24 protein-coding genes and 1 other RNA gene are annotated in these 23,844 nt (G+C 65.8%); 14 read left to right on the forward strand and 11 right to left on the reverse strand.

Annotated elements, in window-relative coordinates; translation table 11 throughout:
- Positions 1-242: 242 nt before the first annotated feature.
- A complete protein-coding gene (locus ACCQ03_RS16930) occupies positions 243-893 on the forward strand; it encodes a hypothetical protein (protein ID WP_057679441.1) in 651 nt (216 codons plus the stop codon).
- A 281-nt stretch (positions 894-1,174) separates the two neighbouring features.
- Here the strand turns inward: ACCQ03_RS16930 and ACCQ03_RS16935 are convergent, their stop codons facing one another.
- From ACCQ03_RS16935 to ACCQ03_RS16975, 9 genes are all read right to left on the reverse strand, one after another.
- Positions 1,175-2,464, reverse strand: coding sequence for a citrate synthase (locus ACCQ03_RS16935; protein ID WP_003486167.1), 1,290 nt, complete (start codon positions 2,462-2,464; stop codon positions 1,175-1,177).
- Positions 2,465-2,693: 229 nt separating this feature from the next.
- On the reverse strand, positions 2,694-2,936 hold the full coding sequence (locus ACCQ03_RS16940) for a type B 50S ribosomal protein L31 (protein ID WP_057680147.1): 243 nt from the start codon (positions 2,934-2,936) through the stop codon (positions 2,694-2,696).
- A gap of 71 nt (positions 2,937-3,007) precedes the next feature.
- A complete protein-coding gene (locus ACCQ03_RS16945) occupies positions 3,008-3,946 on the reverse strand; it encodes a nucleoside hydrolase (RefSeq protein WP_209225829.1) in 939 nt (312 codons plus the stop codon).
- A 138-nt stretch (positions 3,947-4,084) separates the two neighbouring features.
- Positions 4,085-6,238 carry an ATP-dependent DNA helicase RecG gene (gene recG / locus ACCQ03_RS16950; protein ID WP_057678150.1) on the reverse strand — a complete coding sequence of 718 codons (2,154 nt, stop codon included), beginning with the start codon at positions 6,236-6,238 and terminating at the stop codon, positions 4,085-4,087.
- A gap of 20 nt (positions 6,239-6,258) precedes the next feature.
- Positions 6,259-6,639 (reverse strand): RidA family protein, encoded by a 381-nt coding sequence (locus tag ACCQ03_RS16955; RefSeq protein WP_005911914.1) that lies wholly within the window; start codon positions 6,637-6,639, stop codon positions 6,259-6,261.
- A 79-nt stretch (positions 6,640-6,718) separates the two neighbouring features.
- Positions 6,719-8,890, reverse strand: coding sequence for a RelA/SpoT family protein (locus ACCQ03_RS16960; RefSeq protein WP_008575831.1), 2,172 nt, complete (start codon positions 8,888-8,890; stop codon positions 6,719-6,721).
- A gap of 128 nt (positions 8,891-9,018) precedes the next feature.
- Positions 9,019-9,318: a DNA-directed RNA polymerase subunit omega gene (rpoZ, locus tag ACCQ03_RS16965; RefSeq protein WP_002812428.1), complete on the reverse strand. Its 300-nt coding sequence runs from the start codon at positions 9,316-9,318 to the stop codon at positions 9,019-9,021.
- A gap of 263 nt (positions 9,319-9,581) precedes the next feature.
- On the reverse strand, positions 9,582-10,193 hold the full coding sequence (gmk, locus tag ACCQ03_RS16970; protein WP_005996765.1) for a guanylate kinase: 612 nt from the start codon (positions 10,191-10,193) through the stop codon (positions 9,582-9,584).
- A gap of 152 nt (positions 10,194-10,345) precedes the next feature.
- A complete protein-coding gene (locus ACCQ03_RS16975) occupies positions 10,346-11,206 on the reverse strand; it encodes a YicC/YloC family endoribonuclease (protein ID WP_057678148.1) in 861 nt (286 codons plus the stop codon).
- A 109-nt stretch (positions 11,207-11,315) separates the two neighbouring features.
- Here ACCQ03_RS16975 and rph point away from each other — a divergent pair, with 109 nt between their 5' ends.
- From rph to ACCQ03_RS17015, 8 genes are all read left to right on the forward strand, one after another.
- On the forward strand, positions 11,316-12,041 hold the full coding sequence (rph, locus tag ACCQ03_RS16980; protein WP_008575825.1) for a ribonuclease PH: 726 nt from the start codon (positions 11,316-11,318) through the stop codon (positions 12,039-12,041).
- Positions 12,038-12,430 carry a VOC family protein gene (locus tag ACCQ03_RS16985; RefSeq protein ID WP_017156863.1) on the forward strand — a complete coding sequence of 131 codons (393 nt, stop codon included), beginning with the start codon at positions 12,038-12,040 and terminating at the stop codon, positions 12,428-12,430. Before rph ends, ACCQ03_RS16985 begins: the two co-directional genes overlap by 4 nt.
- Positions 12,427-13,026: an RdgB/HAM1 family non-canonical purine NTP pyrophosphatase gene (gene rdgB, locus ACCQ03_RS16990; RefSeq protein ID WP_057678147.1), complete on the forward strand. Its 600-nt coding sequence runs from the start codon at positions 12,427-12,429 to the stop codon at positions 13,024-13,026. The genes ACCQ03_RS16985 and rdgB overlap by 4 nt, the downstream gene beginning before the upstream one ends.
- Before the next feature lie 15 nt (positions 13,027-13,041).
- Positions 13,042-14,199 carry a radical SAM family heme chaperone HemW gene (hemW, locus tag ACCQ03_RS16995; protein ID WP_057678146.1) on the forward strand — a complete coding sequence of 386 codons (1,158 nt, stop codon included), beginning with the start codon at positions 13,042-13,044 and terminating at the stop codon, positions 14,197-14,199.
- Positions 14,200-14,497: 298 nt separating this feature from the next.
- On the forward strand, positions 14,498-16,927 hold the full coding sequence (locus ACCQ03_RS17000; RefSeq protein WP_057678145.1) for a DUF1631 domain-containing protein: 2,430 nt from the start codon (positions 14,498-14,500) through the stop codon (positions 16,925-16,927).
- Complete coding sequence (locus ACCQ03_RS17005; RefSeq protein ID WP_017156859.1) at positions 16,924-17,271, forward strand: PilZ domain-containing protein; 348 nt, start codon at positions 16,924-16,926, stop codon at positions 17,269-17,271. Before ACCQ03_RS17000 ends, ACCQ03_RS17005 begins: the two co-directional genes overlap by 4 nt.
- A 203-nt stretch (positions 17,272-17,474) precedes the next feature.
- Entirely contained in the window at positions 17,475-18,797 is a 1,323-nt protein-coding gene (gene pepQ, locus ACCQ03_RS17010; RefSeq protein WP_150146842.1) for a Xaa-Pro dipeptidase, read from the forward strand.
- A gap of 110 nt (positions 18,798-18,907) precedes the next feature.
- Complete coding sequence (locus tag ACCQ03_RS17015) at positions 18,908-19,306, forward strand: XVIPCD domain-containing protein (RefSeq protein ID WP_150146845.1); 399 nt, start codon at positions 18,908-18,910, stop codon at positions 19,304-19,306.
- Between the two features lie 162 nt (positions 19,307-19,468).
- On the opposite strand, the gene ACCQ03_RS17020 is transcribed toward ACCQ03_RS17015, so the two are convergent.
- Both ACCQ03_RS17020 and ACCQ03_RS17025 read right to left on the reverse strand, forming a co-directional pair.
- Positions 19,469-20,797, reverse strand: coding sequence for an aminopeptidase P N-terminal domain-containing protein (locus ACCQ03_RS17020; RefSeq protein WP_057687084.1), 1,329 nt, complete (start codon positions 20,795-20,797; stop codon positions 19,469-19,471).
- Between the two features lie 9 nt (positions 20,798-20,806).
- Positions 20,807-21,349 (reverse strand): YecA/YgfB family protein, encoded by a 543-nt coding sequence (locus ACCQ03_RS17025; RefSeq protein WP_209225827.1) that lies wholly within the window; start codon positions 21,347-21,349, stop codon positions 20,807-20,809.
- Between the two features lie 236 nt (positions 21,350-21,585).
- Between ACCQ03_RS17025 and ACCQ03_RS17030 the strand changes: the two genes are divergently transcribed.
- The 5 genes from ACCQ03_RS17030 to ACCQ03_RS17050 all read left to right on the forward strand — a co-directional run bounded on the left by ACCQ03_RS17030 (position 21,586) and on the right by ACCQ03_RS17050 (position 23,760).
- A complete protein-coding gene (locus ACCQ03_RS17030; protein ID WP_003486122.1) occupies positions 21,586-21,807 on the forward strand; it encodes a TIGR02449 family protein in 222 nt (73 codons plus the stop codon).
- Positions 21,804-22,103 (forward strand): cell division protein ZapA, encoded by a 300-nt coding sequence (locus ACCQ03_RS17035; protein ID WP_003486119.1) that lies wholly within the window; start codon positions 21,804-21,806, stop codon positions 22,101-22,103. Before ACCQ03_RS17030 ends, ACCQ03_RS17035 begins: the two co-directional genes overlap by 4 nt.
- A 95-nt stretch (positions 22,104-22,198) precedes the next feature.
- Positions 22,199-22,382, forward strand: a non-coding RNA gene (gene ssrS, locus ACCQ03_RS17040) — 6S RNA.
- A 314-nt stretch (positions 22,383-22,696) separates the two neighbouring features.
- Positions 22,697-23,287, forward strand: coding sequence for a 5-formyltetrahydrofolate cyclo-ligase (locus ACCQ03_RS17045; RefSeq protein ID WP_057677949.1), 591 nt, complete (start codon positions 22,697-22,699; stop codon positions 23,285-23,287).
- On the forward strand, positions 23,284-23,760 hold the full coding sequence (locus ACCQ03_RS17050; RefSeq protein ID WP_039572009.1) for an EVE domain-containing protein: 477 nt from the start codon (positions 23,284-23,286) through the stop codon (positions 23,758-23,760). The genes ACCQ03_RS17045 and ACCQ03_RS17050 overlap by 4 nt, the downstream gene beginning before the upstream one ends.
- Positions 23,761-23,844 lie beyond the last annotated feature (84 nt).

Below are 23,844 nucleotides of genomic sequence, written 5' to 3' on the forward strand. Positions count from 1 at the left end.
TTGAATGCGCGCCGGCCATGGCAAGCCTGGTGGATCGCTGGCGGCATTGTTACCGGTTCGGCGCAGTGCCCGCCTGCCCGCCACCGAGATTGCACGCGCAGTGCGCCTCGCCCGTGCATATCCGCGCCTGGACCATCCGGTCACCGCTACGTGATCGTTCCTTTGCAATGACATGACGCATTCGCCATGTCTTCATGCAGCTGTTGTAGAGTCCAGATCAGGTTCATTAGGGGAGCCCGGTCATGCACCACGCACGCGCGCACGCCGATACACGCACCCGGGAACGTCGCCATCGTCTGGCGCACGAAGCCGCACGCCTGATGGCCGAAGGCGGCATCCGCGATTTTCATCAAGCCAAGCTCAAGGCTGCCAGCCGGCTCGGCATTCACGACGATGCTTCGCTACCACGCAATCGCGAGATCGAAGATGCGTTGCGCGAGTACCAGCGCCTGTTCGCCGGACCTGCGCATGGCGCGCGTCTGCGCCAACGTCGCGAAGCCGCGTTGCGGGCGCTTGATTTTCTCAGCCCCTTCCAGCCACGACTGACCGGCCCGGTGCTGGACGGCACCGCCGACGCCAATGCGCCGGTGCACCTGCAGCTGCACAGCGACGATGCCGATGCCGTGCAGCGATTTCTGGAAGAACACCGCATTCCGGCCGAGTCGCGCACGCGCCGGCTGCGCCTGGATCGCGAGCGCAACGGCGAGTTTCCGGTGTGGCTGTTCAGCGCCGAAGACCTCACCTTCGATCTCACCGTGCTGCCCTACGACGCGCTGCGGCAGGCGCCGCTATCGCAGCTGGACGAAAAGCCGATGCCGCGGGCGTCGGCCGCGCAGGTGCGACAGTTGCTGACAGACGGCGACGGTTCCGACGGCTCAGCACTGCTGCGCTGAGTCGATCATGTGACGCGGCTTGCCTGTGCGGGCGAGCTCTGCACTTCATTTAAATCGCGTCACGAAGCCACTGCACCGCGGTCGCTTTACTCGGACCTCGCCACTGCCGGACGAACCGTTGTGCCATGCGCCGCCGGTCGCCGGTCGCCGGTCGCCGGTTGCCGGTTGCCAATCGCCACGGCAGCGGCAAGCGTTGTTGGAAGATCGACCGCCGCGCAACTGTTCAAATGCAAACGCCCCGCAATGCGGGGCGTTTGTTTACGCAGGTACGCGTGGACCGATCAGCGCTTGGCGCTGTCGGTGTAATCGCGCTTGTCGTAACCGGTGTAGATCTGGCGCGGACGGCCGATCTTCATCTCCGGGTCGACCTGCTGCTCCAGCCAATGCGACACCCAACCTGCGGTGCGTGCGATGGCGAACATCACGGTGAACATTTCCACCGGGATATTGAGCGCCTTGTAGATGATGCCCGAGTAGAAGTCGACGTTCGGGTACAGCTTGCGCTGCACGAAGTAGTCGTCCTTCAGCGCGGCCTCTTCCAGCTTCAACGCCACTTCCAGCAGCGGGTCGTTGACGCCCAGCTCGCCCAGCACCTTGTGGGTCATCTCACGGATGATCTTGGCGCGCGGATCGAAGTTCTTGTAGACGCGGTGACCGAAGCCCATCAGACGGAACGAGGAATTCTTGTCCTTGGCCTTGGCCACGGCAGATTCGACGTTGTCGGCGGTGCCGATTTCCTCGAGCATCTTCAGCACCGCTTCGTTGGCGCCGCCGTGTGCCGGGCCCCACAGCGCGGTGATGCCGGCGGCGACCGACGCATACGGATTGGCGCCGGTCGAACCGACCAGACGCACGGTCGAGGTCGAGGCGTTCTGCTCGTGGTCGGCGTGCAGGATGAACAGCAGGTCCAGGGCCTTGGCAACGACCGGATTGATCTCCAGCGGCTCGCTCGGCACCTCGAACATCATGTGCAGGAAGCGGTCGACGTAGTTCAGGTTGTTGCGTGGGTAGCGGATCGGCCAGCCGATCGAATAACGGTACGCCGCAGCTGCCAAGGTCGGCACCTTGGCGATCAGACGGATGGCAGCCTGACGGCGCTGCTCCGGATCGTTGAGGTCCAGGGTGTCGTGGTAGAACGCCGACAGCGAGGCGACCGAGCCGGCCAGCATGGCCATCGGGTGCGCGTCATGACGGAAACCACCGAGGAAGTTCTTCAGCGACTCGTGCATCATCGTGTGATGCGTCACTTCGTGGTCGAACTTCTTGAATTCGTCCGCCGTCGGCAGTTCGCCGTTCATCAGCAGGTACGAGACCTCAAGGAAGCTGGACTTTTCGGCCAGCTGTTCGATCGGGTAACCGCGATACAGCAACACGCCATTGTCGCCATCGATATAGGTGATGGCGGACTTGCAGCTGGCGGTGGCGGTGAAGCCCGAGTCGTAGGTGAACAGACCGGTTTCTTTGGTCAGCTTTGAGATATCGACGCAATCATTGCCAAGCGTGGGCTTGAGAACCGGCAGAACGACCGACTTGTCGCCGGCGTTGAGCGTGACCTGATCAAGATCGGACACTGTGTACGCTCCTTCAGTGGAAGGCGCCTGATCCCACATGGGCAGGCACGTGATGGAAGTCCAAGGCATCGCCTCGGATCAGGCCATTATCGCACAGCAGCATTTTGGCCGTCGCTTGGACAGAAGTCGTAGACGCGTTGCGCCAGGCATACAGGCGGGGCGTTCAGCGCCCCAAAAAACAACGGCCGCGCAATGCGCGGCCGCTGCCGGTACAGCCCGTCCTACAAGTTCAGCGCGCGTAGCGCTTCTGGAACTTGTCGATACGGCCGCCGGTGTCGATCACCTTGTGCTTGCCGGTATAGAACGGGTGCGAGGACGAGGAAATTTCCACCTTGATCAGCGGGTATTCCTGGCCGTCTTCCCACCTCACGGTCTCTTTCGAGGTCATGGTGGAACGGGTCAGAATCTTGAAATCGGACGTCACGTCGTGAAAGACGACGTCTTTGTAGTTGGGATGAACGTTATCTTTCATGGACTTGGCGCCGGGCTGCCTGGATAAGCCGGGCATTATAGCTGCGCCCAGGCAGCCGGCGCAAGGTCGCCTCAGTTCGCCGCCAGGGCGGCCCCTACCAGCCCATAGAACTGCTGGAGGTCATAGGCCAGCAGCAGATTGGCATTGTCGGGCGCCCCGCCCTGCCGGTTCCAGTCCACCAAGGTCATGCCACGGGTATGCGCACCGGACAGTTCGATGTGTACCGGGCGCCGCTCCAGCCGCTGCGCGCCTTCCGGGTGCAGTGCGAACGCCATCGCCAGCGCGTCGGCGGCATACCAGTACTCGCCGCGGCTGTCTTCGGACCACAGCCGGGTCTTGCGCGAGATTTCCTCGTAGAACCGGGCGCGGCCAGAATCGGCCGCCAGCCATTGCTCCACGTCCCGGTGCAGCAGGCCGTGCGCGATAGTGGCTTCCCAATCGGCCACGTCGAACTGCGGAAAGCCGCCGAACACGATATGCGCCGCTTCCGGGTCGAAACCGATATTGAACTCGGCCGCAGCGGTGATATTGCCGTGCCCGGTCAACGCCCCGCCCATCACCACCAGCCGCGCGACGCGCTGCGGCAAGGTCGGATCCAGGGTGAGTGCCAGGGCAAGATTGGTCAGTGGGCCGAGCGCCAGCAGCAGCAGCTTGCCGGCGTGCTCGTGCGACAGACGCAGGATGGCGAGCGCGGCGTGTTCGGCCTCGGCAGTGCGCTTGGCCGGTGCTAGGCCCACATCGCCGAATCCGTCGAGACCGTGCACGTGCGCCGCATCCACCGAGGGGTGCAGCAACGGCTGCGGGCAGCCGGCGTAGACCGGCACATCGGTACGGCCAGCGATCTCGCAGACCTTCAAGGCATTGCGCACGGTGTGCTGCAAGCCCACGTTACCGGCGGCGATGGTCAGGCCGACCACCTCATGGCGGGTGTCGTTGAAGGCCATCAGCAGCGCCAACGCGTCATCCACGCCAGGGTCGGTATCGATCAGCAGCGGTATTCTTTTTGTCATGAGATTCGGGATTGGGCATTCGGGATTCGTTGTGGCATCTTCGCAAGGATCGGCGAGCCGCGCGAATTCCCGGAACGTGCAGGTCGCAGCAACCCCGCTTTGACCAATCCCCAATCCCGACTCCCGAATCCCCGCCGCTCAAGCGGCCGCATACCGCACCGCACCGCCGATCCAGCGTTCGACCACGCGGTCGGCGATTTCCGGCGCTTCGTCCAGCAGCCGCTCGGCCAATACCTGCACGCGCGGCAACAGGCCGGCGTCGCGTGCCAGATCGGCAATGCGGAAACTGGCCAGGCCGGTTTGCCGGGTGCCCAGCAATTCGCCCGGGCCACGTAACTCCAGATCCTTCTCCGCGATCACAAAACCATCGTTGGTCTGGCGCATGGTCTCCAGGCGCTGGCGCGCCATCATCGACAACGGCCCCTGGTACAGCAGCACGCAACTGGAGGCAGCTGCACCACGCCCGACCCGACCGCGCAACTGGTGCAACTGGGCCAAGCCCAGCCGCTCGGCGTTTTCGATGATCATCAACGATGCGTTAGGCACGTCCACGCCGACTTCGATCACGGTGGTGGCCACCAGCAGGTCGCTGCGGCCTTGCTTGAAATCCAGCATGGCCTTCTGCTTTTCGGCCGGCTTCATGCGGCCGTGCACCAGCGCCACCCGCACGCCCGGCAACTGCGCCGACAAGGTCTCGAAGGTAACTTCGGCGGCCTGCGCTTCGATGCGTGGCGGACCGCCTTGCTGGCCTTGCGCGCCCTTGCCGGGTTCTTCGCTTTCTTCGATCAGGGTGCACACCCAGTACGCCTGGCGCCCTTCGGCGCAGGCGGCGCGGATGCGTTCGACCAATTCGGGGCGGCGTTCTGCGCTCAGCACGATCGTCTGCACCGGCGTGCGGCCAGGCGGCAGTTCGTCGATGGCCGAAACATCCAGATCTGCGTAAGCCGACATCGCCAACGTGCGCGGAATGGGCGTGGCAGTCATCACCAGCTGATGCGGCACGCTGCCCGCCGCCGCTCCCTTGTCGCGCAACGCAAGGCGCTGATGCACGCCGAAGCGGTGTTGCTCGTCGATGATGGCCAACGCCAAGTCGTGGAAGACCACCGCTTCCTGCATCAAAGCATGCGTGCCGACCACGACCTGCGCCTGACCGGAGGCGACCTCGGCCATCGCTGCAGCGCGCGCCTTGCCGGTGACCTTGCCTGCCAGCCAGACGATGCGAATGCCCAACGGTTCCAACCAGCCGCGCAGATTGGCGAGGTGCTGCTCGGCCAGCAGTTCGGTAGGCGCGGCGAGTGCGACCTGCTTGCCCCGCTCCACCGCCAGCATCGCCGCCAGCGCAGCAACCACGGTCTTGCCGCTGCCAACATCGCCCTGCACCAGCCGCAGCATCGGCGATTGCTGCGCAAGGTCATGCGCGATCTGCTCGAACACGCGTTGTTGCGCGCCGGTCAGCTGGAACGGCAGCGCCTTGCGCAACTGCTGCACCAACATGCCGTTGCCGGGCAGGCTGGGCGCGTGCAGACGCTGCAACGCGATGCGTTGCCGGCGCAGGCTGAGCTGATGTGCCAGCAATTCCTCGATCGCCAGGCGTTGCTGGGCCGGGTGGCCTCCGGCGAGCAGCTGCTGTGGATCCGTACCAACCGGCGGCCGATGCATGGTCAGCAACGCCGCGCGCAACGAGGGCAGTCGCTCGTCCTGCAGCCAGTGCGGCGGCAACAATTCCAGCGCACTTTCGGGCGGCAGACGCTCCAGCGCCTGGCCGATGAGCTTGCGCAACGTCGCCGGGCCAACGCCTTCGAGCACCGGATACACCGGATCCAGACTGTCGCCCAACCCGGCATCCTCGTCCGGCGCGAGCACGCGGTAACTGGGGTGCACGATTTCCCAGCCGTGCTGGCCGGGCTTGGGTGTGCCGAATACCCGCACCCGCGTGCCGACCGCAAACTGCGCCACCTGCGCCGCACGAAAATGAAAGAAGCGCAGCACCAGCGTACCGTGCGATGCGTCGGACACTGCCACGCGCAGCACCGGCCGGAAGCGGAAGCCGCGCTCGACTGCCTCCACACGTCCTTCGATCTGCGCCGGCACGCCACCTTGCAGCTGCGCGATGGTGGTCAAGCGCGTGCGGTCTTCGTAACGCAGCGGCAGATGCAGCCACAGGTCCTGCACGCTGAGGATGCCGCGCGCAGCGAACTTGTCGGCCACTTTCGGGCCGACACCGGGCAGGCTGGACAGCCGGGCCTGGCCGGCGACGGCCAGGCTGGGCGTGACGACGCGCGTGCGCGACACGGCCGATCAGCGGCGCAGGATCACTCGATCACCATCACTGCATCCACTTCGAAGCCTGCGCCCTTGGGCAGGCCGGAGACTTCGATGGTCGAACGCGCCGGGAACGGCGCCTGGAAATATTCCTGCATCACCGCGTTGACGGCGGCGAACTGCCCCAGGTCGGTCAGATACAGGCCCAGGCGCACGATCTTGTCGAGCGAGCCGCCGGCCGCTTCGGCCACCGCCTTGAGGTTGTCGAATGCACGGCGCGCCTGTGCACCGATGTCGCCCGGCACGATCTCGCCGGTGGCCGGGTCCAGCGGGATCTGCCCCGAGAAATACACGGTGTTGCCGGCACGCACGGCCTGCGAATACGGGCCGATGGCGGCAGGCGCCTGGTCGGTATGGATGATCTGTGACATGGACGCTCCACTGCAAAGGGTTGCTGCAGTTTAGGCCTTTGTGCGGATTTGCTCGACTGTTGCGCGAGCGCGCCAGACGCTACTGGCGTCCGACGCTCTGCACCACATGCAGGCGGCGCAGCCGACGCATCACCTCGGCCAGGTGGCGGCGGTCGCGCACCTGGATGTTGAAGCGCAGCACGGCTGCGTTGAAGTCGCGGTCCAGATAGTCCACGCGCTCGATATTGGACTGACTCTGCGCGATGGCGGCCGCCAGCTGCGCCAGAACGCCGGTGCGGTTTTCCACTTCGACCACCAGCGCGGTGTCGTAGTCGCCGGTCACGTTGGAGTCCCAGTCGATCGGCACCCAGCGTTCGGGCGATTTGCGCAGTTCCGCCAGGTTCGGGCAGTCCAGGCGGTGCACCACGATGCCCTTGCCGGCGGTGTGGTAGCCCATGATTTCGTCGCCGGGAATCGGCTGGCAGCAATTGGCGAAACTGATCACGCCGCGCTCGCTGCCGTCGATCAGGATCTTCTCGTGCGAATGCTTGGACAGGCCACCGCCACGCAATTCTGCGTAAGCCATCAGTGCCTGCGCGGCCTGATTGGGCATCCAGTTGCCAAGCGCCACATCGGCCAGCAGCGCTTCCAGACGCGGGTAGCGGTGCTCGGCAAGGAAGGCGTCCAGGCGACCCTTGGGCAGCCGTTCCAGCGAGGAGTCCATCGCTTCCAGCGCGCGGTCCAGCATGCGGTGGCCCAACTGCACGGCATCTTCGTGCTCGAGTTGCTTGAGCTGATGCCGGATGGCGGTGCGCGCCTTGCTGCTGACCACAAATTCCAGCCACTGCGGCTTGGGCGTGGCCGAGCGTGCGGTGATGATCTCCACCGCCTGCCCGCTGACCAGCTTGGTGCGCAGCGGCACCAGCTTCTTGTCCACGCGCGAGGCCACGGCGCGATTGCCCACGTCGGTATGCACCGCGTAGGCAAAATCCAGCGCGGTGGAATTGCGCGGCAACGCCAGGATCTTGCCCTTGGGCGTGAACAGATAGACCTCGTCGGGGAACAGGTCGACCTTGACGTTGTCGAGGAATTCCAGCGACGAGCCGGCGGCGCGCTGCGAATCGATCAGTTCCACGATCCAGTCGTGCGCACGGCTCTGCGCGCTGTTGGGCGAGGCCGAACCTACCTTGTAGGTCCAGTGCGCCGCCACGCCGCGTTCGGCGATCAGATCCATCTCTTCGGTGCGGATCTGCACTTCGATCGGCGAGCCGTACGGTCCGAACAGCACGGTGTGCAGCGACTGGTAGCCGTTGGCCTTGGGGATCGCGATGAAATCGCGGAAGCGCCCGTCCAGCGGCTTGAAGCTGGCATGCACCGCGCCGAGTGCGTGATAGCAATCGGCCACCGTGCGCACCACCAGGCGAAAGCCGAACACGTCCATCACCTGGTCGAAGGACTTGTTCTCTTCGTGCATCTTGGAATAGATGCTCCAGGGCGTTTTGATGCGGCTGACCAGCCGATGCTCCAGCCCTTCCTTGGCCAGGCGCTGGGACAGCTGCACTTCCACTTGCGCCATCGATTCGCGCCGCACCACCGGCTGGCTACGGATGTGTTTCTCGATGATGGCGTGGCGCCACGGATACAACGCGCGGAAGCCCAGGTTCTGCAATTCGGACTTGATCAGGCTCATGCCCAGCCGCTGCGCGATGGGTGCGTAGATCTCCAGCGTTTCGCGTGCGATGCGGCCGCGTGCCTCGGTGCTCTGGGCGCCGAGCGTGCGCATGTTATGCAGGCGGTCGGCCAGCTTGATCATGATCACGCGCAGATCGCGCGACATCGCCAGCAGCATCTTGCGGAAACTTTCCGCCGCCGCTTCCTGGCGGTCGCGGAACTTGAGCTTGTCCAGCTTGGTCACGCCATCGACCAGCTCGGCCACCGCTTCGCCGAACTCGGACGCCAGTTCTTCGCGCGTCAGCGGCGTATCTTCAATGGTGTCGTGCAGGATCGCCGCGATCAGCGATTCCATGTCCAGGCCCAGTTCGGCCAGCACGCCAGCCACCGCCACCGGGTGGGTGATGTACGGCTCGCCCGACTTGCGGGTCTGCCCGGCATGCGCGCTGGCGCCCACTTCCCAGGCACGGCGCAGGATCGGCAGTTGCTCCTTGGGCAGGTAGCTGGCCGCGCGCTCGAGATGCAGGACGTAGTCGGGGATGGCCTGGTCGGAAGACGGAGACGTCACGACGGTCGCCTGGGCAGTGGGGCCTGGGTTCATGCCGGAAGACTATGCCAGCCGTGCAGTCTCGGCAAACATTTGCACACGCAGGCGTATTGCCGGGACCGAAAACGAAAACAGCCCGCATCGAGGCGGGCTGTTCTGATCGATCGCAGCAATGCTGGAAATCAATCGTCGTTCTTGGACATGTCTTCGTCGGCGACCACTTCGGCGGCGGCCCATTCCAGCGCTTCGCGCTCGGCGCGCTCGCGTTCGGCCTTCTCGACTTCATCGATCAGCGCGTTGTCGATCCGGCGTGCGGCGATCTCGCGCAGTGCCATCACGGTGGGCTTGTCGCTGGCGTCGGCATTCTCGATCAGCGGCTGCACGCCGTTGGCGAGCTGACGGGCGCGCTTGGAGGCCATCATGACCAGCTCAAAACGGTTGTTCACGACTTCCAGGCAATCTTCTACGGTAATGCGGGCCATGCGGGCTCCCGGCGACCAGCAACGGCCGCGCATCGAATGAGGGAAAGGGGACGGAGTGTACGCCCCGACCGGCGCCACAGCAACCGCCACCCATTCAGTTTCCTTTGGAATCAGCGGTTTGAGTCGCTTGGAGCGGACGGAAAACCGTCTTGGCGATCGCTTGTGCAGCCGGCGCGTTCAGAACCGTCGTCCACGCGTGGTAGATGCTGTGGGCACGGCAGCGGCGCCTGCCGGGTAAAGCAGCCCTACCCTGCCAGCTGCGCTCAATCCAGCAGCGCCTGGATCAATCCGGCGTGCCGCTGTTGTTGCGCCTGCCGCCGCAACCGGCTGGCGGTGAAGATGGCGCACATCTCCGAAACCGCCGTATCGAAGGTCTCGTTGATGATCACGTAATCGAACTCTTCAAAATGCAGCATCTCTTCACGGGCGGCGGCCAGGCGTTGCGCCATGACGTCCTCGCTGTCCTGCCCGCGCTTGCGCATGCGCTCGTCCAGCGCCTGGCGCGACGGCGGCAGGATGAACACGCTGACCGCATCGGGCACCTTCTGGCGCACCTGGCGTGCGCCCTGCCAGTCGATCTCCAGCAGGACGTCGTGACCGGCGGCCAGCTGCGGCTCCACCGACTGCCGCGCGGTGCCCTTCCAGTCGCCATGCACCAGCGCGTATTCGAAGAAATCGCCCGCCTCGATCATGCCCTGGAACTCGTCGGCGGAGACGAAATGGTAGTGCTCGGCATGCCGTTCGCCCGGCCGCGGCGCGCGCGAGGTGAACGAGATCGACAGGGCGATCTTGGGGTCGCGCGCCAGGGTGGCGTTGACGATGCTGCTCTTGCCGGCGCCGGAGGGGGCCGCAACGATATAGAGAGTGCCGCGCATAGGGTCAGGGATTCGGGATTGGGGAGTCGGGTTTCGCGAACAGACTGCGGACCGGTACCACCGGGGTCGACATGCTACCGGGATTGGCCGCAGCCCGCAGACATCCGGAACTGGCAGCTGCCACATCCCGAATCCCGAATCTTCACTCCCAGCTACTCGATGTTCTGCACCTGCTCGCGGATCTGGTCGATCAACACCTTCAGATCCACGGCGGCATTGGAGGTGCGGCTGTCCACCGACTTGGAGCCCAGCGTATTGGCTTCGCGGTTGAATTCCTGCAGCAGGAAGTCCAGGCGGCGACCGACCGGCTCGCGCTGGGTGAGCACGCGGCGGATTTCGGCGATGTGGCTGGACAGGCGGTCCAGCTCCTCGTCCACATCCAGCTTCTGCAGCCACAGCACCAGCTCCTGCTCGGCACGCCCCGGATCGACCGGATGCGGCAGGTCGGCCAGGCGCGCGGCCAGCTTGGCGCGCTGACCTTCGCGAATCACCGGAATCAGCAAGCGCACCTCGGCAGCGATGCGTTCGATGGCATCCACCCGTTCGCTGATCGCCTCGGCCAGCTTGGCGCCCTCGCGCTCGCGCGCGATCACGAAGCTGCTCACTACTTCTTCCAGCAACGCCAGCGCCTGTGCCTGCAACGCGGGGGCATCCACGTCCTGCACCTGCAGCACGCCGGGCAGCTGCAGCAGGTCGGTGAAGCCAACCTGCAATTTGGGAAACATGCCATCCAGCCGCGTGGCCAGCGCACCCAACTGCTGTAGCAGCGACTCGTTGACCGCCAGCGTTTGCGCATTGTCGGGCGCGCGCAGGCGCAGGGTCAGATCCAACTTGCCACGGCTGTTTTTCGCCGCCACGCGCTCGCGCAGCAGCGGTTCCAGCGCACGCAATTCCTCGGGCAGACGCACACCCACTTCCAGAAAGCGGTGGTTGACCGAGCGCAGCTCGCAAGCGAGCGTGCCCCAGGGTGTGATGCGTTCGCTGCCAGCGAACGCAGTCATGCTTCGGATCATCGTCAATCCCGTGCCGTCAAAGCGCGAATGGTACCCTAGCCGCCCTCGCCGCCTGCCTGCACGCTGCGCAGTGGCGCCAGACCCACCTCCCGACTTCCGGACTCATTGCATGACCTTTTCCCGTCCCAGCGGCCGCACGGCCGACCAGCTGCGCCCGGTGCGCATCGAACGCGCCTTCACCCGCCATGCCGAAGGCTCGGTGCTGGTCAGCTTCGGCGACACCCGCGTGCTGTGCACCGCCAGCGTGGAAAACCGCGTGCCGGGCTTCCTGCGCGGCAAGGGCGAAGGCTGGGTCACCGCCGAATACGGCATGTTGCCGCGCTCCACCCATACCCGTTCCGACCGCGAAGCAGCACGCGGCAAGCAGGGCGGACGCACGCTGGAAATCCAGCGCCTGATCGGCCGTGCACTGCGCGCCTGCGTGGACCGCAATGCGCTGGGCGAGCGCACCATCACCCTGGACTGCGACGTGCTGCAGGCCGATGGCGGCACCCGCACCGCGGCCATCACCGGCGCGTACGTGGCGCTGGCCGATGCGGTGAACCTGCTGATCAAGCGCGGCGACATCAAGAAGCACCCGCTGATCGGCGCGGTGGCTGCGGTGTCGGTCGGCATCTATCGTGGTGAACCGGTGCTGGACCTGGATTACCCGGAAGACAGCGACTGCGATACCGACATGAATGTGGTGATGAACGACGGCGGCGGCTTCATCGAGCTGCAGGGCACGGCCGAAGGCCACGCCTTCCGTCGCGACGAACTCAACGCGCTGCTGGCCCTGGCCGAAAAGGGCATGGGCGAGCTGTTCGCACTGCAACGCGCTGCGCTGGCCGGATGAGCCGCCGCATCGCCCTGACCACCTTGCTGGTTGCCGACTACGATGCGGCCATAGCCTGGTACACCGGCGCGCTGGGTTTCCACGTGCTGCAGGATCGCCCGCTCGAGGATGGCAAGCGCTGGGTCGTGATCGGCCCGGGCGGTGCAGACGATGCCGCCCTGCTGCTGGCGCAGCCGGCCGACGCCGCGCAACGCGCGCGCATCGGCGATCAGACCGGTGGGCGGGTGGATCACTTTCTCTACACCGATGACTTCTGGCGCGACCACGCGGCCATGCAGGCGTTCGGCGTGGAATTTCTGGAAACCCCGCGCGAAGAGCCGTACGGCACGGTGGCAGTCTTCCGCGATCTGTACGGCACCAAGTGGGATCTGCTGGAGCCCAAACGATGAAACAACTGGTCCTGGCCAGCGGCAACGCCGGCAAACTGGAAGAACTGCGCGCCATGCTCGCCGACCTGCCGCTGCGCATCGTCGCGCAAGGCGAGCTGGGCGTGGAAGATGTGCCGGAAACCGGCCTGACCTTCGTCGAGAACGCGTTGATCAAGGCACGTCATGCCAGCGCGGTGACCGGCTTGCCGGCGCTGGCCGATGACTCGGGGCTGATCGTGGATGCATTGGATGGCGCACCCGGTCTGTACAGCGCGCGCTATGCCGGCAGCCCCACCAACGCGCTGGCCAACAACGCCAAGTTGCTCGACGCGATGCGCGAGGTTCCGAGCGATCGCCGCAGCGCGCGGTTTTATGCGGTGATCGTGTTGCTGCGGCATCCGGAAGATCCGCAGCCGCTGATCGCCGAAGGCAGCTGGGAAGGGGTGATCACGACCGAACCGCGCGGCGATGGCGGTTTCGGCTACAACCCGGTGTTTCTGGATCCGGTGTATGGACTGACCGCGGCGGAGATGGACACCGCGTTGAAGAACCGCCTCAGCCATCGCGCGGTGGCCCTGGCCACGTTGCAGCACAAGCTGCATGCGCTGTCGTTGTAAGGCACACCTCGCGCAATGCCCCAGCTGATTCCGCCGCCGTTGTCGCTCTACGTGCACCTGCCCTGGTGCGTGCGCAAATGCCCGTACTGCGATTTCAATTCGCATGCGGCCAAGGGCGCATTGCCGTTCGAGGAGTACGTGGACGCGCTGATCTGCGATCTGGATGCGGACCTGCCATTGGTCTGGGGTCGCGTGGTGCACTCGGTGTTCTTCGGCGGCGGCACGCCCAGCCTGTTTCCGCCGCAGGCGATCGACCGCTTCCTGCAGGCAGCGGCGGCGCGGCTGCGTTTTGCGCCGAACCTTGAAATCACCCTGGAAACCAATCCCGGTACCGCAGAACACGGCCGTTTCGAGCACTACCGCGCTGCGGGCGTCAACCGCCTGAGCTTCGGCGTGCAGACCTTCGACGATGCGGCGCTGCAGCGACTTGGCCGCATTCACGACAGCGCCGAGGCCGAGCGCGCGATCAAACTGGCGCAAGACGCCGGCTACGATAATTTCAATATCGACCTGATGTACGCGCTGCCCGAGCAGACGCTGATGCAGGCCGAGCACGACCTGGAGCGTGCCTTCGCGCTGCAGCCGGCGCACCTGTCGCATTACCAGCTCACGCTGGAGCCGAACACGGTGTTCTTCGCGCGGCCGCCCAAGGGCATTCCCGACGACGATGCCGCCTGGGATATCCAGGAGCACTGCCAACGCCTGCTCGCCGACGCCGGCTACGCCCAATACGAAGTCAGCGCGTACGCCAGGCCGGGGCGACAGTGCGCGCACAACCTTAACTACTGGCGGTTCGGCGATTACCTGGGCATCGGTGCGGGCGCGCACGGCAAGATCAGTTCCGGGGCCGAACAGCACGTGCTACGGCGCTGGAAGCACAAGCATCCGCAGAGCTATCTGGCCAGCGCCGGTACCGCCGCATCCATCGGCGGGGACGAAATCGTGCCGAGCGAACGGCTGCCGTTCGAATACATGCTCAACCTGCTACGCCTGCATGAGGGCTTCCGGCTAAGCGATTTCGAGGCTTCCACTGGCCTTGCGGCCAGCGTCATCGAAGCGCCGCTGGCGCGCGCGGTGGCACAGGGCTGGATGACCCAGCAGGACGGGCGCGTGGTGCCGACCGAGTTGGGTCGGCGCTTTACCAATGATGTGGTCGAGCTGTTCCTGGTCTAAGCGCAGCGAAGAGCTGCGTTTACTGCCAGATCGGCGCGGTCGGGCGCTTGGCATCGGCATGTACCGCCTTGCGCACCGTGCGCCATCCACGCCTGGCTGACGCGCGTGCGCGAGGGGTGTGAGCGGATTGGGGCGCGCCGGCAGAACCGGGGCATCGGCCATACGCACTTGGCGCAGGCCCGCATGACCACTGGCTGACACATCGCGGGCCGGACACGCCGGCGCGGGCCGATGCCGCGCGGTCAGCGAAAAAACATGCTACATAGCTCACGCTTCGAACCAAGCCAGCCTCCCCCGGATGTCCATGCACGTGTCTCCCATGCAACCTGCAGTTAGCGGCCCGATTGCCGATGCGCCGGTATCCGCGCGTGGCCGGCGACTGCTCGGCATGCTGCACGCGCACTGCGTGCAGGCGTTGAGCGGACCGCTGCGACTGACCGTCGTCGAGCTGGAACGCGAGCTGTTGCATCAGGCCGAGCATGCACGCAATAGCCAGATCCAGGCCGAAACCTACGCACAGATGCGCGGCCTGCGCGACCACATCGACCGCTTCCCGCAGGCATTCCTGCAGGAACTGGCGCAAGCGCTGGCCAGCCTGCGTGAGCGCCCGGTGCTGACACCATTGACCGATGCGCCTGCGCCAGCACAGATGCTGACCCTGGTCGAAGACACCGATATCGACCGCGACATTGTCTTGAGCGACATCGCACGCCGCGAAACCTCGCGGCGCGCCGATGCCCTGCACCTGCTGGCGCAGCGCCTGGCGGTGATCGGTGCGGTGGCCGAATTCGAGCTGGAAGAATTGCCGCTTGGTCCCTACGCGCTGTGCCGCATCGTGCGCCAGTGCGGTCAGACGCTGGGGCTGAACCTGGATGGGCAGCTGACGCTGTACAAGGTGTTCGAGCGCCAGGTGATGGACCGACTGGGCGACCTGTTCGAAAGTGCCAACAGCGCGCTGGCCCAGGAAGGCATCCTGCCGGGATTGATCTATCACCCGTATCTGGTCAAACCCACGCAGGTGCAGACGCGGCGTGCGCCACCGGCAGCGGCGCATGGGTCGAAGGACGCTGTCGCACCGAATACGCCTGGTGCGGGCCCGCGCACGCCGCGACCGGCCACCGGCTGGGCAGGCCAAGCCGCACCGACGGCGTGGCAGAGCGCCTTGCTGGATCCCGCTGCCGCGCCACCAGCAATGGCAATCGCCCCGCCTGCGCAGGCACTGTCGCCGGCGCTCAGCGACGCAGTCCAGGCGCTGGGCGGCTTGATGGCGTCGGCACGGCAGTCGCAGGCAGCGGCACACGCAAGCCACGCAGGCGCGAGGGCGCCCGCCCATCACCAGATCACGGCGCCCTCTCCTAGCTCGCTCGCCGCGGTGGCCCAGGCATCGCAGCACAGTGCGGCCGTTGCGGTGCCCAAGGCAGCGCTTGGCGATGCATTGGCCAGCCTGCAAGGTGCGCTGGCCACGCAGGCGGCAGCAACGCCACAGGCATCCGGCATCGATGCGCTGCAGCGGCAGGTGCTGGAAGTGCTGCGCCGTCAGCACGGCCCCGATGCCACACTATCGCCGCAGGACAACGACACCTTCGACCTGCTCGGCCTGCTGTATGCGCAGATGCAGCGCGAGGTGCGTGAGCAAGCTCCCGCCCAGGCGCTGCTTGCCAAGTTGCAGGTGCCGGTGGTGCGCGCGGCGTTGGCCGATGCGCATTTTTTCGTGCGCGACCAGCACCCGGTGCGCGAATTGCTCAACACCGTTGCCGAGTCCGGGGCCGTGTGGCTGGGCGAGGACGATGCCGACCCGCAACTGCTGCACAAGCTGGGCAGCGCGGTCGACAAGATCGTCCACGACTATCAAGGCGACGAGGCTGTTTTCGCCGCGGCCAACGACGACATCCAGGCCCATCTGCGCACCCTCGCGCGCAAGGCCGAGGTGGCCGAGCGGCGGCATGTGGATGCTGCGCGCGGGAAGGAGCGACTGGAATCTGCCAAGCAGCAGGCCCAAGCGCGCATCGAGCAGCTGTGCGAACAAAGCGCGCCACCGCGCTTTGTGCAATCGCTGCTGCGCCAGGCCTGGTCGGACGTGCTCACGCTGACCTTGCTGCGGCAGGGCGAGCAGTCGCCCGAATGGGAGGAGCGCCAGGCGCTGACCGCACGCATTGGCGAGGTCACCTGCCTCAGCAAGGGCCAACCCACCGACATCGCACTGGGCACCGACGTGGAAACCGCGTTGCTGCAGGTGGGGTATCACCACGACGAAGCAGCGGCGATCGCACGGCGCTTGTCCACGCCCGGTGGCGAGGACGAGGTGACCTCGCGCACCGAGCTTGCCGCCAAGCTCAAGGCACGCGCGCGGCTTGGCGAGCAGGGCGACAACGCTCCGCGCAAGCAGGCGGCCACGCCACGCACGCCTGCCGAAGAGGAGTGCTACCTGCAGGTGCGCAGCTTGCCGTTCGGCACCTGGTTCGAATTCGTGGTCAACCAGCAAGGCGACCTGCGCCGGCAACGCCTGTCCTGGTACAGCCCGATGACCGGCAACGCGCTGTTCGTGAACCAGCGCGGGCAGAAGGTTGGCGAGCACTCGCTGGACAGCCTGGCGCGGCTGATGGCCGGTGGGCAGGCACGTTTGGTGGTGGAAGAAAAATCGCGTCTGATCGATCGCGCCTGGCATGCCACCGTGCGCACGCTGCGCAGCCTGGCCGGCCAGTCGCCTGTTGCCGAGGCCCAGCCATGATCCAGGACACCCGCCGTGCACCGCGCCGCCAGCCAACCGACCTGCTGCCGGTCATCGACATGCTCAGCGAGGCGCAGATCGGCCGGGTCGGCAATGTGTCCGAAACCGGCATGCTGTTGTTGGCCTCGGTGCCGCTGCACGACGACGCCTTGTACCAGTTGCGCTTCTCCCTGCCCGAGCGGGTTGGCCGCGCGACCGAGATCGATGTCGGCGTGCACCTGCTATGGTCCGAAGCCGCACACGCACCCGGGCAGGCCTGGGCGGGCTTCCGCTTCCTGACCATGTCCGAGCCGCACCGGCAACGCCTGCGCGCCTGGATCGCCGAAGAACACATGGCCGGGTAAGCGCGCCGTCACACGGCGCCGCAACGGCCAAGCGGGCGCTGCCGATGCGTGGCGCTGCAGGCATATGCGTTCACTGTTGTTCCGTCGCGCCGGCGGTTGCCCACTGGCAATTGCGCCTTGGTTGTTGGCCATATCAGACACAGCGCCGTTGCAGGGATTGCGGCAAACTGCGCATCGCCTTTGCATTGCCGATCGAGCCCCGCATGCCCCAGCCCTCCTTGAGCAGCCTGTACTCCGACCACCTGCGTACCCTCACCGCGCGCGCCGACCAAGCGCTGCAGCGCGGCGGTTTCGAGCATCTGGTGGTTCCCAGCGGCAGCACGCATTACCAGCTGTTCGACGACCGCGATTATCCCTATGCGGTGAACCCGCAGTTCAAGGCCTGGGTGCCGCTGACACGGGTCCCCAACAGCTGGCTGGTCTACACGCCGGGCAAGCGCCCGACGGTGATCTTCCATCAGCCATTCGACTACTGGCATGTGGTGCCCGACGCGCCCAGCGGCTGGTGGGTCGACCACTGCGACATCCACATCATCCGCACTCCGGAGCAGGCGCTGGCGCTGCTGCCCAAACACGTTGAGCGCTGCGCGATTCTCGGCGAGCCGCAAAGCACGATCGGTGCATATGTGCCGAACAACCCGCAGCCGGTGCTGGATTACCTGGAATACCAGCGCGCGTTCAAGACGCCCTACGAACTGGCATTGCTGCGCATCGCCCAGCAGCTGGCGGTGCGCGGCCATCGTGCTGCGGAAGCCGCGTTCCGCGCCGGACAAAGCGAATTCGGCATCCACATGGCGTATTGCGCGGCCGTGGGCCAGGACGCCAATGAATTGCCTTACGGCAACATCATCGCGCTCAACGAACACGGCGCGGTGCTGCACTACACCGAACTGGGCCAGCAGCCGCCGCCGCTGCGTAGCTTCCTGATCGACGCCGGCGCCTCCGCATACGGCTACGCCAGCGACATCACCCGCACCTACGCCGCCGACCCCGGCAGCGACTTTCAGGCGCTGATCGACGCGGTGGATGCCGCCCAGCAGCGCATGGGTCAGAACGTGCGCGCCGGCGTGGATTACAAGCAGCTGCACATCGACGCGCATCTGGCGTTGATGGGCATCCTCAAGGAGTTCGACGTGCTGACCGTCTCGCCGGAAGCGGCGTTGGCCACCGGCGTCAGCGCCGCGTTCTTCCCGCATGGGCTGGGCCACCTGATCGGCCTGCAAGTGCACGATGTGGCCGGTTTTGCCGCCAGCGACCGCGGCGGCCGCATCGAACGCCCGGCCGGCCACCCGTACCTGCGCCTGACCCGCGTGCTGGAACCGGGCATGGTGGTGACCATCGAACCTGGCGTGTACTTCATCGACATGCTGCTGGACCAAGTGAAGAAGAATGGCCACGCCGCCAGCGTCAACTGGCAGCGCGTGGAAGCCTTCAAGCCCTACGGCGGCATTCGCATCGAAGATGAGGTGGTGTGCACCGACGGCAACGCGGAAAATCTGACCCGCCCGGTCTTTGCCGCCGCCTAAGCACCAGGCGCAACTGACCACACCACGGTTGCGAAGTGGGTTTTCAGCCGCGCCATCCACCGCCCGATCATGCCCCGCGACGTTTGGGCACCACCACACGGAATACCGCCATGAACGACCCACGCCAGAGCGCGCACCCGGACCACGCGATGTATCAACAGATCGAACGCGGCGTACATGCGATCGACGCGGCGCACGGCCGCGTCCCCGATCAGGCCAGCGCACGCCTCACCGCCGCCTTGTTGCCACTGGCCAAGGAAGGCGGGCTCTCGCGCGTGGATCATGTATTGATGAGCGAAGCGAACAATCGCGGCGTGCACGGTGGCGAGAACGTGTTCGTGGTGCAGGGCGACCCGGCCAACCCGGCGCATCTGCGCGCGCACATGAAGACCGAACAGGCGCTGGGCACGCCGGAAGAGCAATCGTTCGAGCGCGCGCGCCAGCTCGGCGGGCAGAGCGCGCCAGTGCAACAGCCCGAGCGCACGCAGGTGCCGCAGCTGGGCCAATAACCGCGGCCGACACATGCCCGCCCAGCTGCCCGGTGTGCGCGGCCGATGCCCAATATCGGCGTGCACCACAGCGCGACGGCTGCGATTACGCTGCGCCTGCGCCTGCGGTCATGACGCCCGCTGCAGCGTGTCGGTCCTTGTCAATTCCCCGCGCGCCGGCGCTCATGCGCCGCCGGCCATCTCCGCTTCGATCTCGTCGGCACTGCGCGCCAGCGCACCGGTCAGTACACGGTGGCCATCGGCCGTGATCAGCACATTGTCTTCGGTGCGAATGCCGATGCCGCGCCACTTGGCCTCTACCGAGGTGTCGTCGGCCGACACGTAAAGCCCCGGCTCGATGGTGAACACCATGCCGGGCTCGAGCAGCCGCGAATCGCCGGCCAACCGATAGTCGCCCACATCGTGCACATCCAGGCCCAACCAGTGGCCGGTCTTGTGCCGATAAAAACGCTTGTAGTGTCCATCGGCGATGTTGCGTTCGAGCTTGCCCTTGAGCAGGCCCAGCCGTAGCAGGCCTTCGGTCAAGGTTTCCACTGCAGCCAGATGCCCTGCCTCGTACGCCACGCCCGGGCGCGCCTGGGCAAGCGCAGCCGCCTGCGCAACACCGACCAGATCGTGCAATGCACGCTGCGCTGGCGTGAAGCGGCCGTTGACCGGAAAGGTGCGGGTGATATCGGCCGCATAGCCGCGATATTCGGCACCGGCATCGATCAGCACCAGCTCGCCGTCGCGGCTGCGCGCAGTGTTGGCGCGGTAATGCAGCACGCAGGCGTTGCTGCCGGTGCCGACGATGCTGCCGTAGGCCGGCCATGCATCGGCAGCGCGGAATTCGCGCTCGACCTCGGCCTGCAGTACGTATTCGTGCACACCCGGCCGCGCCAGCCGCATCGCTGCACGGTGCGCGCGCACGCTGATGTCGGCAGCTTGCTGCATCAGCGCGATTTCGTCGCGTGATTTGAACAGGCGCTGCTCATGCAACAGATGCCCGAGCTCGAGGAATTCGTGTGGCGGCTGCGCCCCGTGGCGCACCTGCTCGCGCACGCGCTTGAGCCAGCCGATCAATTTGAGATCGAAATCGACATCGCGCCCGAAGTGGTAATACACGCGGCTACGCCCTTCCAGCAGGCCGGGCAGGATCTCGTCGACATCGTCGATGGGGTACGCATCGTCCATGCCGTAGCGCTCCACCGCACCTTCCTGGCCCTCGCGCGGGCCATCCCAGGCTTCGCGCTCGGCATCGCGTTCGCGGCAGAACAGAATCGCCTCGCCATGCTTGCGGCCGGGCACCAGCACCAGCACCGCTTCGGGCTCCGGAAACCCACTCAGATACCAGAAATCCGAATCCTGTCGATACGGGTAATGCGTGTCGTGGCTACGCACGCGCTCAGGCGCGGCCGGCAAGATCAGAATGGCCTGCTCGCCCGCCATCTGCATCAGCTGCTTGCGCCGGCGCGCGTACTCGGCCGCGCCAATCCCGGTGAGCTTCTTCATGCAGGGCAGTCAGTTCAGACGTTGGCGAAAGCGCGGCCCCATCACGCAGTCGCCATGCAGCAACAGCACCGCCACGCGCACGAATTCTTCGATCTCGGCCAAGGCGGTGTCGTCCTCGTCGGCCGCGTCGAAGTCCTCGCTGGAGGCCTGCGCCAGACGCGCCAGATCCTGCAGCGCTTCCTCGCCTTCTTCGCTCAGTGCCGGACGCTGCTGCGCAGCCAGGCCGAAGCCGCCCAGGAAGGCCCGACACCAGTCGAACAACGCATCGGTGCGCGCCGGCAACGGGGCGCTGTCTTCCACGAGCAGCAGCTCGAAGGCGAAATCGCGGTCTTCCAGTTGCGCCACGGTGGCCTGCCGCAGCTGATCCAGCGCTCCACCCTGCTTGGGCGCCACCTGCCCACTGTCGGCCAGAATGCGCGCCAGCCAGTCGGCGCTGTCGGCACCGCCGCCGGAGAGCCACCCGCACAGCCCGCCATGCAACTCCGCCGCAGAGGACGCCAGCGCGAGCTGACGGCTTTCATTTTGCACAGCGGTTACGTCGGGCAGATCCATCGGGTCATCCAGGCTGAAGAGCGAAAGGTGCCGGCGCACGGCCGGCGATATGACTTGCCAGTGTACCAAGGCGGCCTGCGTGGGCCGCGATCTGCGCGTTCCAGCGCGCGTTCCACGCCTGCAATGTCGACCTGCCTGGATCCTGTGGCAGGCCTTGCAGGGCTTGGGCCGACGCCAGGGATCGGGGCAGGCGTGGGCGCTTGACCACCCCGCGCACGCGCCCCTATCGTGAGCGCATGGACAACGCTGCCGCCCTCGCTCAGATCCGCGCACTCGCCGCCCGCGTGGAGGCGTTGGTGGAGCGTACCCAGCGGCTCACCGACGAAAACCGCAGCCTGCGTCACCAGCAGGAGCAACTCATCGGCGAGCGCTCGCAACTGTTGACCAAGAACGAGCAGGCGCGCTCGCGGGTGGAAGCGATGATCGCCCGCCTGAAGTCATTGGAGCAGCACACGTGAGCAACAACGAACCGGTCAGCGTGCGCATTCTGGATCGTGAATACACGGTGGGCGTGACGGCAGACGAGCGCGAAAGTCTCACCGCCGCCGCGCGGCTACTGGATCTACGCATGCGTGAGATCCGCGGCAGCAATCGCATGGCGGCAGTGGATCGTGTCGCGGTGCTGGCCGCGCTCAATCTGGCGCACGAATTGCAGCAACTGCGCGAACAGCAGGCGCTCTACGATCGCGAACTGGCAAATACGCTGGACACCTTGAATCGCCGGCTCGACAGCGTTGCCGACACGCCGCGTTGAGCGGAATTCGCACTGCCATCGCAAATATGAATCTTCAAGTCCGCTGACCGATGAATGGGCTAGCCATCGCGGCACAGAGGTCTATAATTCGCCTGCGTTCTCTGCTGTAAACGACAGCGTGCAAAACATTCGCCTTGTCCCTTAATTACGACCACGGGGGCGCGACGAAGCCGGGTGTGCAAGTCCGCCTTGTAGCGGGAAGCCCGATGGCCTCACAACGTCCCCACTTGAACCCCGGGTTCAAGGTCGTTTCGCCCGCATCGTCACGGCGGAGAATGCAAATCTGAAACGGCGCCTTCGGGCGTCGTTTCTTTTTGCGCGTCTGGAGGTCTGACGTGCGGCAGTTGAAGCGGCACGGCGGGCCCGTTGCGCTCGCGATGCTGGTGCTGTGTCGGTGGCGTTGCCGCGCGCGGCGATGCGCATATCGCCCACGCATGTGCAGATGCAGCGGAGATGTCCGGGCAGCGTGCACCCCGTACGGCTCTCTCGGCATGCCCGCAGTGCAATCGCAGCTGTGGGCCGCATCGCACCCACGCTAGGCAGGCGCGTGCGCGCATTCGACAATGCAACTCCGATTGCGCTGCGAGACACCGATGACCGAGGACCGAGATGCGTTGCGCCAGCAGTTGCGCGCACACCGCCGCAGCCTGCCGGCGGCGCAGCGCCTGGCCGCCGCCGATGCATTGGCACAGCGTTTGCTTGCGCTGCCGTTCGCACCGCACAGCGGTGCCGTGGCGGGGTACTGGGCGATGGACGGCGAAATTGCGCTGCATCGCTGGCAGCTGACCCTGCCGGCGGGGGTGCGCTACTGCCTGCCGGTGCTGGATGGGCGCGTGCTGCGCTTTGCACCGTGGCGACCGGGCCAGCCACTGGTGAGCAATCGCTACGGCATTCCGGAGCCGGATGTGGCGCGCGCCGACACGTTGGCAGCGGAGGAGATGGCACTGGTGGTCGCGCCGCTGACCGGTTTCGATGCGGCGTGCCGTCGGCTGGGGATGGGAGGCGGCTGGTATGATCGCAGCTTCGCGTTCCGGCATCGCCAGGCGCCGCCTCCCTGGTTGGTCGGTGTTGGCTTCGCTGCGCAGCAGGTGCCCGCCCTGGATTCCGAAACATGGGATGTGGCGGTCGACGCCATCTGCACCGAACACGCCACCTTCCTGAAAGACGACACCGTTTCCGAATGACTGCCCGCAAGCGCTACTGGTTGATGAAGTCCGAGCCGGACACCTTCTCCATCGATGATCTGGAACGCGTCGGCACCGAGCCGTGGAACGGCGTGCGCAACTACCAGGCGCGCAACTTCATGCGCGATGGCATGCGGGTAGGCGATGGGGTGTTTTTTTATCACTCCAACTGCAAGGTGCCCGGCATCGTCGGCATCGCCAAGGTGGCGAGCGAGGCGTACCCGGACGACACCCAGTTCGACCCGTCCTCCGACTACCACGACCCAAAATCCACGCGCGAAGATCCGCGCTGGATGCTGGTGGACGTGGCCTTCGAGCGCAAACTCACACGCACGATTTCGCTGGATGAAATCAAGCAGCAGGCCGATGCGCTCGGCGAAGGCTTTGCGCTGATCGCACGCGGCAACCGCCTGTCGATCCTGCCGGTCACCGCCGCACAGTGGAAGCTGTTGTTGGCGATGGAAACGCCGTGATTGGGGATTGGGCAGTTGGGATTTGCCCATTGCCCCCGCGTGACCGGCTCTTCCGAATCCCAAATCCCCAATCACCCATCCCGA

This window comes from Xanthomonas sp. NCPPB 3569 (genome assembly GCF_041475645.2).
GTDB classification, from domain to species: Bacteria; Pseudomonadota; Gammaproteobacteria; order Xanthomonadales; family Xanthomonadaceae; genus Xanthomonas; species Xanthomonas phaseoli.